The organism is Staphylococcus petrasii (genome assembly GCF_002902565.1).
GTDB lineage: Bacteria > Bacillota > Bacilli > Staphylococcales > Staphylococcaceae > Staphylococcus > Staphylococcus petrasii.
This window is the reverse complement of the sequence record NZ_PPRC01000068.1, coordinates 1-15,926: the sequence shown is the minus strand read 5'-3', so window position 1 is coordinate 15,926 and position 15,926 is coordinate 1. Positions and strand designations below refer to the sequence as shown.

Below are 15,926 nucleotides of genomic sequence, written 5' to 3'. Positions count from 1 at the left end.
GTATTAATATAGCGTATTAACTATTTTAATATTAAATTATGACATAAATGTGAATAAATAATTAATTTATTTAACACAAACCGTTTTTATGATAAACTTTGAAAATGTAATGAAAACACGTTATAATAGTAAATAAAACGCTTACAAGGAGGATATTATGACAGTAACGATATATGATGTTGCGAGAGAAGCTCGAGTATCGATGGCGACAGTTTCACGCGTAGTAAATGGTAATCAAAATGTAAAACCTGAGACTCGTAAAAAGGTAAATGAGGTTATTAAACGCTTAAATTACAGACCAAACGCTGTTGCAAGAGGATTGGCTAGTAAACGTACGACAACTGTAGGCGTTATTATCCCAGATATCTCTAATATTTATTATTCACAATTAGCACGTGGTATTGAAGATATTGCGATTATGTATAAATACCACTCAATTATTTCTAATTCTGATAATGATCCTGAGAAAGAAAAAGAAATTTTCAACAATTTACTTAGTAAACAAGTAGATGGAATTATCTTCTTAGGAGGAACAATTTCAGAAGAAATTAAAGACTTAATTAATCAATCATCAGTTCCTGTAGTAGTGTCTGGTACAAATGGTAAAGATGATAACATTGCTTCAGTTAATATTGACTTTAAAGAAGCAGCGAAGGAAATCACTGAACACTTAATTGAGTCAGGCGCTAAAGAATTTGCTTTAGTCAGCGGAGATTATTCTAAAAAAGCACAAGAGGACGTTCTTGCTGGCTTAAGAGAAGCACTTGATAAGAATAATCTTAAATTAAATGAAACGTTACAATTATCTGGCTCTGAAAGCTATAAAGATGGTATTAGAGTCTTTGATGAAATTAAAGACAATTTACCAGATGCTATTTTATCAATTAGTGATGAACAAGCAATTGGTATTTTGCATAGCGCTTTAGATGCAGGTATAAAAGTTCCTGAAGACTTACAAATTGTTAGCTTTAATAATACACGTTTAGTTGAAATGGTAAGACCTAGATTATCTAGTATTATTCAACCTTTATATGATATTGGTGCAGTAGGCATGCGCTTACTAACTAAATATATGAATGAAGAAGAAATTGAAGAGCCTAACGTGGTTTTACCTCATCGAATTGAATATCGTGGCACAACGAAATAATTGTATTTATTGCGAGTTACAACAACGTAACTCGCAATTTTTATGTAAACACAAAATTTTAACTATACCAATCAATAATTCGTTGGGCGCGTTTCAAGTTTTTTTCAGAAATTGCTTTAGTACGTAGCACTGGTTGATAATCTCGATAATCTTCTGTCCATTGTTTCGCTAATTTAACTGGTGAATAGGTACTCCATTTTGTTAGCCACTTTTCAGGAAGAGGGCCACTACGTATAGGCTCGTTTAAAAGAGCTAAAAATATATGACTCCAAGCACGTGGCACGACTTGCCAAATGTTATAACCACCGCCTCCGAACATGATAACTTTACCATTCGTATAATCATCAGCGAATTGTTTAATTATATAGGGGATTTCATATAACGTTTCTAAAGAACAGCTAAGATGTGTTAAGGGGTCTAAATAATGAATATCGACGCCATGCACGCTCAAGATGATATCTGGTTTGAATGACTCAATCACGCTTTTAACAGTACTTCTTAAGATATCTAAATAATTATCATGCTCAGTATAAGGTTCTAGTGGCAAATTGACAGTATAGCCAAATCCTAAATCTTCGCCTCTTTCGGTATAATGTCCTGAACCAGGAAAAAGAAATTTACCAGTTTCATGAATGGAATAACACAAAATTTTATTACTAGTATAAAAACTCCACTGCGTCCCATCTCCATGATGTGCATCCGTATCTATAATCATGACACGTTGATGATAATGAGTAGCTAGGTATTGAGATGTAACTGCCACATCGTTATAAATACAGAACCCATTAGCGCGACCAGGTAAGCTATGATGCAAACCACCGCCTAAATGACAGCCATTTTGCACTGTGCCATCCATAATAGCGTCTGCTAAATTGAGTGCGCCACCCACGATTCTGGCACTATGTCGATGCATATGTCTAAATTGAAATGTATCTTCAGTATTCAGACCATATTTTTGAGCTTCAGTTTCACTTAAAATGCCATGTGAAGCATGTTTAATCGCTTGAATGTAATCATACTGATGGACTAAGGCTAATTCCTCTTCAGTCGCAATTCTAGGGCGAATGATATGCTCTTCTGTTAAGACATTCATATTCTGAAGCAGTTCAGTTGTTAACTTTAACCTCATTTGGTTAAAAGGATGGTCGTTGTTAAAGCGATAGTTTAGCAGTTCCTCTGAATAGACAAAGCCTGTTTTGTATGTAGATACCATTTATGCCACACTCCTTTCACTTATCTTTTTAGAAAAGAAAGCGATTCTTATATCTTAAATCATCAAACGCTTGTTGTTGGTCAAGAGAAATTCTGCGACCAATTCTAGCCATTAAACAATTGGCTGGATGACTTGTAATTTCTGGATCATCCGTCGCAAAAACTTCTAAACCACCTTTAGCCATTAATTTCTGCATCATTTTTTTATAATCATAAACATTTAATTTGGCTTGAGCTAAATCCCAATGCCAGTAATATTCAGTAGTTAGCACGATATAATCTTCAAATTCATCTTGTGAAAGACTTTGAGAAATGAGTTCTCCGCCTATGTGATATTGTCTGTAGTCTTTATGGACTTCAATTGCACCTAATTCAATAAGATAAGGTAATTGACCTTCTGACCATCGTTCAAAGTCATCGGGATAATGATAGGTTACATAGCCAATAATGTGCTGGTCTATTCTTGATATATAAATGCGTCCTTCGGGTAATTGTGTAATTTCTAATAGTGCTTCAAATTGGTCTTGAGAAGGGCGAAAGGCATTTAATGCTTCATCAAAAGTTAATTGCTTTAAATCGTCATGTGCGATTGGACCTTCAACAACTATGTTAAATTGATCAAATTTCATTTGCTTAGTGATGTATGTTTTTTTGTGTTTCATATCTTCCACATCCATTTCACCTAATGATTAATAATATTATATAATTTTTAGTTTAATAAACAACTTAAATTGTAATAATTATCTAAAAATTTTGAATAACACAAAAATTGAGGTATAATACTTTTTAAGAAAGCGTTTTCACTATAACAAGGGGGAGTTTATGATGAAAATAGAAGTTTATGAAGCACAAAATGGTAATTATAATTTAAAAAATTATGAAGAAACTTATGAGAATTTCAACTGGGATGAAGTGAAAAAGGCATTTTCATGGTATGAAACTGGGAAAATGAATATGGCGTATGAATGTATTGATCGTCATATTGATGAAGGCAAGGGAGATAAAATTGCATTAAATTACAGAGATGAGCGCCGAAAAGAACAATATACATTTAAGCAATTGAAAACATTATCCAATCAAGCGGCAAATGTATTAGTTGAGAAAGCAAATGTACAAAAAGGTGACCGAGTATTTATCTTCATGCCTCGTACACCTGAACTTTATTTTGCATTCCTAGGTATTTTGAAAATAGGCGCTATCGTTGGTCCGTTGTTTGAAGCTTTTATGGAAAAAGCAGTGACAGACCGTCTTGAAAATAGTGAAGCCAAGGTAGTTATTACAACAAATAGTTTATTAGACAGAATTCCTAAAGACAAATTGTCACATCTTGAAACAATCATTGTTGTAGATGAAGATGTTGAAGAGGGCTATGTTGATTTCAACAAAGAACTTAAACAAGCTAGTGAAGACTTTGATATTGAATGGTTACAAGAAGATGATGGCTTAATCTTGCATTACACTTCAGGTTCAACTGGACAACCTAAAGGGGTATTACATGTTCAAAAAGCAATGTTATTACATTATATTTCTGGTAAATATGTATTAGATTTACAAGAGGACGATATTTATTGGTGCACAGCTGATCCAGGATGGGTTACAGGAACTTCTTACGGGGTGTTCGCGCCATGGTTAAACGGCGTGACTAACTGTATTGCTGGGGGAAGATTCTCTCCAGAACAGTGGTATAGCATGATTGAAGAATTTAAAGTAACGATTTGGTACACTGCTCCAACTGCTTTGAGAATGTTAATGAGTGCAGGGGATGACATTGTTGAGAAATATAATTTATCTTCTCTACGTTCAATTTTATCAGTCGGTGAACCGCTTAACCCTGAAGTAATTAAATGGTCTAAAGAGGTTTATGATAAGAGAGTGCTTGATACATGGTGGATGACAGAAACTGGAGGCCATATGATTGTCAATTATCCATCAATGGACGTTAAATTAGGTTCTATGGGTAAACCTCTACCTGGTATTGAAGCGGCTATCATTGATAACTCTGGAAAAGAATTGCCACCAAACCGCATGGGTAATTTAGCAATCAAAAAAGGTTGGCCCTCAATGATGTATGCAATTTGGAAAAATCCTGAAAAATATGAATCTTATTTCATCGGTGATTGGTATGTTTCAGGAGATTCAGCATATAAAGACGAAGATGGTTACTATTGGTTCCAAGGCCGTGTAGATGATGTCATTATGACAGCAGGGGAACGTGTTGGACCATTTGAAGTTGAATCTAAATTAGTAGAACATGAAGCGGTTGCTGAAGCAGGTGTCATTGGTAAACCTGACCCAGTAAGAGGGGAAATCATTAAAGCCTTTATTTCTTTAAGACAAGGATATGAACCATCAGACGAACTTAAGGAAGAAATCCGTAAATTTGTTAAAGAAGGCTTGTCAGGGCATGCTGCACCACGTGAAATTGAATTTAAAGATAAATTACCTAAAACACGTTCTGGTAAGATCATGAGACGTGTGCTTAAAGCATGGGAATTAAATTTAGATGCTGGTGACTTAAGTACGATGGAAGATTAATTGATTTTTTGAAAATGAAAGCGAGCCTGGGACATTATTAAATGTAACAGGCTCATTCCACATTTTGGCAGTAGCTAACTGAATTGAAAATGCGCTTATATTAAGCTTTTTCAATTCTAGTTATCCTTGCCGGGGCGAGACGACGAAATTATTTTAATTTCTGTCTCGCTCCCGTTTTTAATCACTAATTATAATTACTATATTTTTATTATGTAAACTTCATATAGTGATTATTTATTTAAATACTCTAAAATTCGCAAACATTCAGTTAAATTTTACACAAATGCTTGGAAACGCTATCAAAAATTCGACATCGCTTATATAGTTAGTTATTATTAATATGTAAGATTTAAAGAAACCTTCATTCAAGCAAAGGTCTTCTTACATAAAAATATTTTAATTATCATAAGGGGTTGAAATAAGTTGGCACATTTATCAGATTTAGATATTGCTAATCAATCAGAATTAAAACCTATTGGAGAAATTGCTAAAAAAGCAGGTATTCCTGAAGCTGCTTTAGAACAATATGGTCACTACAAAGCTAAGATTGATATTAATCAAATTAAACCTAAAGATAACAAAGGGAAAGTTGTATTAGTAACTGCAATGAGTCCTACTCCAGCTGGGGAAGGTAAATCAACAGTTACAGTAGGTTTATCTGATGCATTTAATGAGTTAAATAAAAACGTTATGGTTGCATTACGTGAACCAGCGTTAGGACCAACTTTCGGTATTAAAGGTGGTGCCACTGGTGGTGGTTACGCACAAGTATTACCAATGGAAGACATTAACTTACACTTTAACGGGGACTTCCACGCAATTACAACAGCAAACAATGCTTTATCAGCATTCATCGATAACCACATCCACCAAGGTAACGATTTAGGTATCGACGTTCGTCGTATCGACTGGAAACGTGTTTTAGACATGAACGACCGTGCATTACGTAATGTAGTAGTTGGATTAGGTGGACCTACAAATGGTGTACCTCGTGAAGATGGTTTCAACATTACAGTTGCATCTGAAATCATGGCTATTTTATGTTTAGCTCGTAACATCAACGACTTAAAAGAAAAAATCAGCCGTATCACAATTGGTTACACTCGCGAACGTAAACCAATCACAGTTGCAGACCTTAAAGTTGAAGGCGCTTTAGCAATGATCTTAAAAGACGCGATCAAACCAAACTTAGTACAAACAATCGAAGGTACACCTGCATTAGTACACGGTGGACCATTCGCTAACATCGCTCATGGTTGTAACTCAATTTTAGCTACAGAAACTGCACGTGACTTAGCTGATATCGTAGTTACAGAAGCAGGTTTCGGTTCAGACTTAGGTGCTGAAAAATTCATCGACATTAAAGCTCGTGAAGCAGGTTTCGAACCATCAGCAGTAGTATTAGTTGCGACAGTTCGTGCGCTTAAAATGCATGGCGGCGTAGCTAAAGATGACTTAAAAGAAGAAAACGTTGAAGCAGTAAAAGCTGGTATCGTTAACTTAGAACGTCACGTTAACAACATCCGTAAATTCGGTGTAGAACCAGTTATTGCATTAAACGCATTCATCCACGATACTGATGCTGAAACTGAAGCAGTAAAAGCTTGGGCTAAAGAAAACAACGTACGTATCGCTTTAACTGAAGTTTGGGAAAAAGGCGGTAAAGGTGGCGTTGAGCTTGCTAACCAAGTACTTGAAGTTATCGAACAACCAAACGACTTCAAATTCTTATACGATTTAGATCAATCATTAGAAGAAAAAATCGAAACAATCGTTAAAGATATCTACGGTGGTTCTTCAGTTACATTTAGTAAAAAAGCTAAAAAACAATTAAAAGAATTCACTGACAACGGTTGGGGCAAATATCCAATCTGTATGGCTAAAACTCAATACTCATTCAGTGACGACGCAACTGCATTAGGTGCGCCAACTGACTTCGATATTACAATCAGAGAATTAGAAGCTAAAACAGGTGCTGGATTCATCGTTGCATTAACAGGTGCAATCATGACTATGCCTGGTTTACCTAAGAAACCAGCTGCATTAAACATGGACGTTACAGAAGACGGACATGCAGTAGGTTTATTCTAATAAGAACTTGATGATTAACACAGAGTGGTAGAGGTTATCTCTACTGCTCTTTTTTCTTTTTGAAAAGGCAGAACCCCATACGCCAACAAATTTAAGCAGACGTTTGCTTTGAACTATGCAATTTAGGATTAGTAAGCAAATGTTGATAAATATTATACTTCTTAGCGTGTATATACTCTTCTTTGCTAATTACACCTTCAACTAACATTCTCTTCAATACATAATGTTGTCTGTGAATACTAATTTCAACTTCACTAGAAGGCTTTAAACTGCCATCTGTATTATAAGGCGTATACATATACGGACTCTGTAATAGACCCACTAAATAAGCCGACTGAGCAATATTTAATTCAAAAGGTGGCACACCAAATAAACTGTATGATGCTGAAGCAATACCAGTGATATTAGACCCTTCATAATCACGACCGAAAGGTACAATATTCAAATATGTATAAATAATCTCATTTTTAGATAAAATCTTTTCAAGACGCATTGCTAATATAATTTCATTCGCTTTACGACTATAAGTTTTTTTACTAGTAAGTACTTGGTTTTTCACTAATTGTTGAGTAATCGTACTTCCACCTGTACTTTGTTTTAAATTAAACACATCTTGCACCATAGCACGCACTAATGCTTTAGGTAAGACACCACTATGTCTATAGAATAAAGTATCTTCAGATGAAGTTAATGCTTTGATAACATTTGGACTGACATGGGCTGGACCTACGATTAAAGAGTTTTGAGAACGATCATATTCTTGTAAAATATTTTTATTATCATGATTTAAAAGATCGTCACCCGCAAAGTGGAGCACTTTTTGTTTTAATTCTGCATTACTAATCTGAGAGGCTTCATGCGTTAAGTGATGAAAATACAATACAGTACCAATAAAACCAATAACAGCACATAATAAGGCAACACTAAATAGACCTACACAAATATGTTTTAATTTTTTATAGGTTTTTTCAAAAGTATTTAGTTTTTCACCTCTATAGGCTTGAGTTAATCGTACTTTCATCTTGAACCTCCTAAAATTTAAATATAGTATAACATATTCATGAAGTTGACTTTTAAACATCTCTTACCTATAATTAAAAGCAATTCAATATATATTGGATAAGAGGAGAAGTAGTATTTTAGTAAGATTTCAAGAGAGTTAGTGGGTGCTGCGAACTAACACTTACTTTTGTATGAATACACCTTGGTATGAATTATCCTACGTTTTATTAATGAACGTATCATTAAGAGAGAGAACAACTATACTTTTATGCCATTTATAAAGTGCTATTAAAGTATTAGTGTTGTTTAAGTATGGTGGTAACGTGCAATCAAGCGCCCTTACATTTTTAATAATGTAGGGGCGTTTTTATTTTTGAAAATGCTAAATCTTTATTCAATATTGAAATCATATTTAGAGGAGGACGTCATCGTGACAAATGCATTAATTGAAGAATTACAGTGGAGAGGGTTAATTTACCAACAAACTGACGAACAAGGTATTGAAGAACTTTTAAATAAAGAGCAAGTAACGTTATATTGTGGTGCAGACCCAACAGCAGATAGCTTGCATATCGGTCATTTATTACCATTCATGACTTTACGTCGTTTCCAAGAACATGGCCATCGTCCAATTGTATTAATCGGTGGAGGAACAGGTATGATTGGCGACCCTTCTGGTAAATCAGAAGAACGTGTGCTACAAACTGAAGAGCAAGTTGAAGTGAATGTTCAAGGTTTAAGCAAACAAATGCACAAATTATTCGAATTTGGCACTGAAAAAGGCGCAGTTTTAGTTAATAACAAAGATTGGTTAAGCCAAATTTCTTTAATCAGCTTCTTACGTGACTATGGTAAACATGTAGGGGTTAACTATATGTTAGGTAAAGATTCAATTCAATCACGTTTAGAAAATGGTATTTCATATACTGAATTCACATACACAATTTTACAAGCGATTGACTTTGGTCATTTAAACCGTGAATTAAATTGTAAAATTCAAGTAGGTGGATCAGACCAATGGGGTAACATCACAAGTGGTATTGAATTAATGCGTCGTATGTATGGTCAAACAGAAGCATACGGTTTAACAATTCCATTAGTAACTAAATCTGACGGTAAAAAATTCGGTAAATCAGAATCAGGTGCTGTATGGTTAGATGCAGAAAAAACAAGTCCTTACGAATTCTACCAATTCTGGATTAACCAATCAGATGAAGATGTTATCAAATTCTTAAAATATTTCACATTCTTAGATAGAGAAGAAATTGAACGCTTAGAACAATCTAGAGATGAAGCACCTCATTTACGTGAAGCTCAAAAAGCTTTAGCTGAAAATGTAACGAAATTCATCCACGGCCAAGAAGCATTAGATGATGCGATTCGTATTTCACAAGCATTATTTAGCGGTGATTTAAAATCATTATCAGGCAAAGAATTAAAAGAAGGTTTCAAAGATGTGCCACAAGTTGAATTATCAGCTGACACTACAAATATCATCGAAGCCTTAATTGAAACTGGTATTGCTTCATCTAAACGTCAAGCACGTGAAGATGTTAATAATGGAGCTATTTATATTAATGGTGAAAGACAACAATCAGTTGATTACGAATTAAGCAGTGAAGATAAAATTGACGATGAATTTACTATTATCCGTCGCGGTAAGAAAAAATACTTCATGGTAAATTATAAATAATTGTTGATAATTAAACTTAGTCACTTAGGAGATAAACACTTCTAAGTGACTATATTTTTTACTGAAAAATGGGACACATGTAAGCTATAATGTGTATATTATTAATTTTCCAAAAAGAGTGATATAACATGCAGAAAAATAAAGAAGAAATCTTAATGAACAGCTTTAGAGATTTATTTAATAAAATAGGTTGGCTAAATAAAGATAAAATGGAACACGCATTAAAAGGCTATAAATCAAGTGAAGTTCATTGTATCGAAGCAATAAAAGAACATTCACAACCTAATGTTCGTTATCTCGCTGATACGTTATATATGACACGAGGCGCAATTAGTAAACTTACTAAACGTTTACAACAAAAAGGATTAATCGAAAACTACAGAAATCCTAATAATAAAAAAGAAATTTATTTTAAATTAACAGCTGAAGGTGAACACGTTTATCAAATTCATTCAGAGTTACATCAAGAATTCCAACAAAGAGATGAGAAAGTCTTTGAAACAATGACTGATGAAGAATTTGAAAATATGATGGCTTTTATTCGCCGATATAATCAACATTTGGATGAAGAAATTATTAAACAAGACCGTAGACCGTAAAGAAGAAATCGACAATTCAAGACTAAAGAAAAAATTTTTCTCAATATATTGTTGACAAGGAAACAAAATGAGCATATATTTTTGTTGACATAGAAACAATATTAAAGGAGAGAATTCATGTCTAATCAAAAGACGAATCAAATTTCCAAAGAGACAATGACTGCCGCATGGGCCATTGCTTTAGGTGCTATAGCGCCAATGCTTGATTCAACGATGATTAATATCGCAATTAAACAACTTAATCAAACTTTCAATACAACTTTAGATACTGTGCAATGGGGGATCACAGGCTATATTTTAGCGTTAGCCATGATTATTCCCGTGGCAGGGTGGTTGATTAACCAATTTAATGGCAAGCGTGTATTTATAGGCGCTTCATTTCTATTTGGATTGACCTCTGTCTTAGCTGGTATAAGTTGGAACGTCGACAGTTTTATAATATTCCGTATCATTCAAGGCCTAAGTGCTGGTGTTATTACCACATTGATGTTTACTTTATTAATTAAAACGACTGGCCAAGAACATATTGGCAAAGTCATGGCTGTAGTAAGCACGCCAATGATATTTGGACCCATTTTAGGACCTGTGCTTGGTGGATTTATCGTCCACTTCGCTTCATGGCGTTGGATGTTCTTTATTAATATCGTCGTCGTTATTATCGCAGTTGCGCTTCAAATGAAATATTTACCAGACTTTAAACCATTTAATAAAGCTAAATCAATGGATGTTATCGGTATTATCCTTTTAGCTTTAATTAGCTTAGTATTTATTTATGGTCTAACTAAAGCAGCAGACTATCACAGTTTCTTTAATTCTGTGACATTAATTTATATCATTATCGGCGTAGTTTTAATGATAGGCTATTATTTCTATAATCGACATAAAAATAATGACACTATTTTACCTTTATCTATTTTCAGAAAGAGAAATTATAGCGCTTCATTTGTAGGATTATTCCTATCAAATATCGGCATTATGGGGCCGATGGTTATTATTCCGCTTTATTTCCAAACATTTAAACATTATACGGCAATTGAAGCGGCTTTAGCTTTAATTCCACAAGGTTTAGGTATGTTGATTACGCGTCCATATATTGGTAAAGCCATTGATAAATATGGCGCTAAATGGGTCGTAATTATTAGCGTTATTATCGCTATGTTTGGCTCAGTGCCATTATTATTTATCACGCAACATACAAGCATTATATGGCTTTCAGTGATTTTATTCATCCGAGGCTGTAGTGTAGGTGGCATTAATCTTGGTATGACCACGGATGCCTACATGGGTCTTGGCGAAGATGAAATCGCTGAAGCAGGCGTGGGTATTAATATGATTGAAAATGTGGGCGCAAGCTTCGGGACTGCCTTCATTGCTACGACACTTGCGATGGTATTAAACCGTCTAGGTAATTCAGTGACGCATAGCATTACTGCTTACCATGCAGGTTTCTTAGTATCAGTAGTTACATTACTTATCATTATTATTCCAGCGTTATTCTTAACACATAAGAATCAACCAACTGCATAAAATAAAACACACATTTCGCTAAAATACGATGCATGTATTACTAGCAAAATGTGTGTTTTTTAATATTTAATGATTATCTAATAAATTGACTATTATTTTCAGATTCTGAAGATGATGATTCAGATGCTGTTGATTTTTGACTTTTTAGTGTAACAGCCACTTCTTTTGATTTACCATCGCGAATAACTGTTAATTTAGCAGTTTCGCCAGGTTTTTTATTTTGATATAAATAAGTTCTTAAATCTGTATCTTCTTTAACTTCTTTACCATCAATTTTTGTGATAATGTCTCCAACTTTTAAGTCACTACCGTGGCTTACTTTTGCTACATAGATACCATCATCACGATCAGTTTTTAATTCTTTTTTATAAGAATCAGGAATATCACTTAAGTTTAATAATCCAATACCAATAGAAGGGCGTTCGATTTTACCATTCTTCACAAGTTGTTCGATTGTAACTTTAACTTCGTTACTTGGGATAGCAAAGCCAATGCCTTCTACTTGTTCGGCAGCAATTTTCATAGAGTTAATACCAACTAAGTTACCGTTAACGTCTACTAATGCACCACCTGAGTTACCTGGGTTAATCGCCGCATCCGTTTGTAATACATTTACTTTAGTACCACCAGATGTGGTATTAGATTCGATAGTACGCTCATTAGCAGAAATGATACCTGAAGTTACTGAATTAGCAAATTCTAAGCCAAGTGGATTACCCATAGCAAATACGCTATCACCAGTTTGGACTTTAGAAGAGTTTGCGAATTTCATTGATTTAATGCCGCCAACTTTATCAATTTTTAATACTGCGATATCAGACACAGCATCTTTACCGATTAATTTCGCTTCTACTTGTTTACCACTATGTAGTTGAACTTTAATTTCTGACGCGCCACTAATAACGTGATTATTTGTCACAATGTAAGCTGAATTATCATTAATTTGATAAATAACACCAGAACCGACGCCCGCTTCTTGCGCTTTCGTAGACTTACCTTCTAATAAATCATTTAAACTCGTCGCTTTTTGCATATTAATGACACCAACAATAGCAGGAGACACGTCTTTAATCATAGCATTGACAGATTTATATTTTTCACTTTTGCCATCAAGTACGTTGCCACCTTTACTATTGCTCACTTCTTGAACTTGACTACCATTATCGTTGAAACCACTGTTACCCATAAGCTTACTGACACCTAAGACAAGCAATGCCCCAATGATACCTGCAATTAAAGCAACCAAGATAGTTTTAAACCATGGAAATTTCGGTTTTCTAGGTTGTGAATAATAATTTGCATTTTCCGAATAATTATCTTGATTATAATTTGACATATTAAACCTCCATTTTAATTTAGTCGATATCTCAATTATGCTTATTTTTTGGAAAATTTGCCAGTAAACTACTATCAGACTTTAGATGTATCTTTGTGAAATGTTGTTCAAAAATAAGTATAATGATAAAATCGTAAAGTGTATAAAAAAGAAGCAGGTGACAAAATGTATAAAATCATTAGTAGAATTTTAGATATTTTCTTAGTTAAAATGGCTAAGTCATTATTCGTTTTAGGAAAAGAAAATATCCCTAAAGATAATAAGTATGTCGTAACATGTACCCATGAAAGCTATAATGAAGTCATTATGTTAGGATTAGCGCTTGTACCTAATGAAATTCATTACATGGCTAAAAAAGAATTATTCAGTAATAAATGGGGCGGAAAATTTTTAACTTCATTAAATGCGTTTCCAGTAGACCGTGAAAATCCAGGTCCAAGTACGTTAAAACGCCCAGTTAATTTATTAAAAGAAAACAAAACAGTAGGGATCTTCCCAACAGGTCACCGTACTGCTGTAGAAGGTGCGCCTTTAAAACGTGGTGCCTCAACAATCGCAATGTTAGGTAAAGCGCCAATTTTACCAGCTGCATATGTGGGTCCTACAAAATTACATGGCTTAATTACAGGACAAGCCTTAATTAAATTTGGTAAACCTATTTACCAATCAGACATTCCAAAAGACTTAAAACGTAACGAAAAAATCACGTTTTTAACTAAAGAAATTGAAAAACGTACTTCAGAACTACAAAAAGAATTACATCAAATTCAAGATAAATTAAAAGAAAAATAAGTTGATTACAGATAAAGATTGAGACAATTCGCGTTCTCAATCTTTATTTTTATGTCATAATATAATGATTAAAAAGTGCACATTACATATAAATAAGAAACAAGGGGTGGAAAGATAATGGATTATAGTCAGAGTATGGAAGCAAATGATCAATATATTAAAGATACATATAGTGATACAACAATTTTTTATAAAACTGAATGTGATTTTTGCTATAACTATAATGATTTTGGACAGAGTATTTACAGCTCATTTTATCTTGGACTGAATGACTTGTTTATAGTTAATCTCACAAATCATTTAACATTGCATATACCTTTTTCAAATATTATTGAAGTGAGTTTTGATGGTGAAGAAAGAGATAAGTGCTTAAGACTTAATTTTACGAATAATGAGGAACAATCTACTCATTTTATAATTTTCAAAACGTTAAATGAAGCCACAGAAATTCTAGATATTTTAGAAAATGGTAGCCAATATGAAGGAGCAGTAGAAACTTCAATTAATAGTGAGGGGAATATTCGCCTTGAACTACACCCATTAAATAGTCGCTCTATGGAGAAGGAAATTAACGGAAAGAAGATTATGCACCTAGATGGCTTAGCGTTAAACCATCCTAATGCATACAAACATACTCAAGAAGAAATAGTTCCGTTATTTGAAAATAGAGATGTTTTAAAAATTATTCTAAAGCCAAGCAAAGCTAAAAACTTTCAAAAAGTCATTGCACTTATGCAACAGTTCGCATCTTTTAGACATGCAGATGGGCAATTTAGCATAGAAGTATCTAATGATATGGAATACCTAGAACATAAATTTACTATTGAAGAAATTATTCAATTAATAAAAAATTGGAAGAATAAAGAAGTTTATATAGAAAATGAATTAGCTACTAAAATTTCAACTGAATTCAAGGCGTTTCAACATAAAATTGATAATAAAATTAGATGTTTTCTTAACTACAGTCATAGTCAAAAAATAGACTTTTCATTAAATGAAGATGTTGATGCATATATCACATATTATCCTATGAGTTACAATTCTATCTTTTTTGCATTTAGAGATAGCTTTGAAACGACGCCTTACATGTGTAGTTGTACACAAACCGCCCTTGTTAAATTAATTGATGGTAAAAAAGACATAAGAAATTATCTACATCCAGTAATCAATGCACACCTAAAGAATCAGGAAATCACTATGAATGATATTAAGTTTAAAGATAATATTTGTTTTAGATGTAATCAAACAACACCTAAGTACCCATTTGATAAATTTGGTAGTCGTTTTAGAGAAAAGTATGGTTGGTACTTTAAGCAAATTGAAATAGAAGAAGACTTGAAGAATAATTACTATTTTAAACAATCTGAGAATATATTGCGCCAAGAATATGGTGTCGCAAAAATAGGAGAAAAGTGGACCTCTGAGACTACAATGTTCAAAATCATTGAAGATATTTTTCATGAATATCAATGTAAACGTCACTATCGACCAGATTGGCTACAAGGACTAGAAATCGATATTTATATACCAGAATTAAAAATAGGATTTGAATATAACGGAATTCAACATTACGAAGCGGTAAAACATTGGGGCGGTGAAACACACCTCTTAAAACAACAACGCTACGATCAAATTAAACAAGATTTATGCGAAGAAAATAATATTAAATTAATCACCATCAAATATAATGAACCACTTTCTAAAGAGTATATTTTAACAAAAATACCGAGCGAATATTTATGGTAACATTATAAATAAAAGCATAATCTTATCAGTTTTATGAAGTTAATACTAATTTAACTAATATCACAAAAGTGGTAAGAATAGAAAAATTTTTTGTAAAAAATTATAAAGGGGGATTTCGATATCGTTAGTTAGTTTAATACACGTCTATTTTATTTAAAAATGATATATATTTAGTTAGAGTAATTAAAATATTTATTGTAAACTAAGGTGTTTAGGTAAAAAACCCATACGCTATGCGTATGGGTT

General features: G+C 33.4%; 12 protein-coding genes. 8 read left to right on the top strand and 4 right to left on the bottom strand.

Annotation, left to right across the window (positions count from 1 at the left end; all coding sequences use genetic code 11):
- Positions 1-157 precede the first annotated feature (157 nt).
- Complete coding sequence (gene ccpA, locus CD127_RS10035; protein ID WP_103298913.1) at positions 158-1,147, top strand: catabolite control protein A; 990 nt, start codon at positions 158-160, stop codon at positions 1,145-1,147.
- 58 nt (positions 1,148-1,205) lie between these two features.
- On the opposite strand, the gene CD127_RS10030 is transcribed toward ccpA, so the two are convergent.
- Together CD127_RS10030 and CD127_RS10025 are read right to left on the bottom strand one after the other, a co-directional pair.
- Positions 1,206-2,360: an acetoin utilization protein AcuC gene (locus CD127_RS10030; RefSeq protein ID WP_103366614.1), complete on the bottom strand. Its 1,155-nt coding sequence runs from the start codon at positions 2,358-2,360 to the stop codon at positions 1,206-1,208.
- Positions 2,361-2,388: 28 nt separating this feature from the next.
- Positions 2,389-3,021, bottom strand: a complete 633-nt coding sequence (locus tag CD127_RS10025) for a GNAT family N-acetyltransferase (protein WP_103366615.1) — start codon at positions 3,019-3,021, stop codon at positions 2,389-2,391.
- Between the two features lie 163 nt (positions 3,022-3,184).
- Between CD127_RS10025 and acsA the strand changes: the two genes are divergently transcribed.
- A complete protein-coding gene (acsA, locus tag CD127_RS10020) occupies positions 3,185-4,894 on the top strand; it encodes an acetate--CoA ligase (protein ID WP_103366613.1) in 1,710 nt (569 codons plus the stop codon).
- A gap of 423 nt (positions 4,895-5,317) precedes the next feature.
- Entirely contained in the window at positions 5,318-6,985 is a 1,668-nt protein-coding gene (locus CD127_RS10015) for a formate--tetrahydrofolate ligase (RefSeq protein WP_103298910.1), read from the top strand.
- A gap of 91 nt (positions 6,986-7,076) precedes the next feature.
- Here the strand turns inward: CD127_RS10015 and CD127_RS10010 are convergent, their stop codons facing one another.
- A complete protein-coding gene (locus CD127_RS10010; protein ID WP_103366612.1) occupies positions 7,077-8,006 on the bottom strand; it encodes a biosynthetic peptidoglycan transglycosylase in 930 nt (309 codons plus the stop codon).
- Between the two features lie 411 nt (positions 8,007-8,417).
- On the opposite strand from CD127_RS10010, the gene tyrS reads away from it, so the two are divergent.
- From tyrS to CD127_RS09995, 3 genes are all read left to right on the top strand, one after another.
- On the top strand, positions 8,418-9,680 hold the full coding sequence (tyrS, locus tag CD127_RS10005; protein WP_103366611.1) for a tyrosine--tRNA ligase: 1,263 nt from the start codon (positions 8,418-8,420) through the stop codon (positions 9,678-9,680).
- Between the two features lie 128 nt (positions 9,681-9,808).
- Complete coding sequence (locus CD127_RS10000) at positions 9,809-10,279, top strand: MarR family winged helix-turn-helix transcriptional regulator (RefSeq protein WP_103366610.1); 471 nt, start codon at positions 9,809-9,811, stop codon at positions 10,277-10,279.
- A gap of 117 nt (positions 10,280-10,396) precedes the next feature.
- A complete protein-coding gene (locus CD127_RS09995; RefSeq protein ID WP_103366609.1) occupies positions 10,397-11,806 on the top strand; it encodes an MDR family MFS transporter in 1,410 nt (469 codons plus the stop codon).
- 73 nt (positions 11,807-11,879) lie between these two features.
- Here the strand turns inward: CD127_RS09995 and CD127_RS09990 are convergent, their stop codons facing one another.
- The gene (locus CD127_RS09990) at positions 11,880-13,142 is read right to left on the bottom strand and encodes a S1C family serine protease (RefSeq protein WP_103366608.1); all 1,263 of its coding nucleotides are present in this window, start codon (positions 13,140-13,142) and stop codon (positions 11,880-11,882) included.
- 165 nt (positions 13,143-13,307) lie between these two features.
- Between CD127_RS09990 and CD127_RS09985 the strand changes: the two genes are divergently transcribed.
- The gene (locus tag CD127_RS09985) at positions 13,308-13,934 is read left to right on the top strand and encodes a lysophospholipid acyltransferase family protein (RefSeq protein WP_103366607.1); all 627 of its coding nucleotides are present in this window, start codon (positions 13,308-13,310) and stop codon (positions 13,932-13,934) included.
- A 117-nt stretch (positions 13,935-14,051) separates the two neighbouring features.
- Positions 14,052-15,680, top strand: coding sequence for a PDDEXK family nuclease (locus CD127_RS09980; RefSeq protein ID WP_103366606.1), 1,629 nt, complete (start codon positions 14,052-14,054; stop codon positions 15,678-15,680).
- The last annotated feature ends 246 nt before the right edge of the window (positions 15,681-15,926 follow it).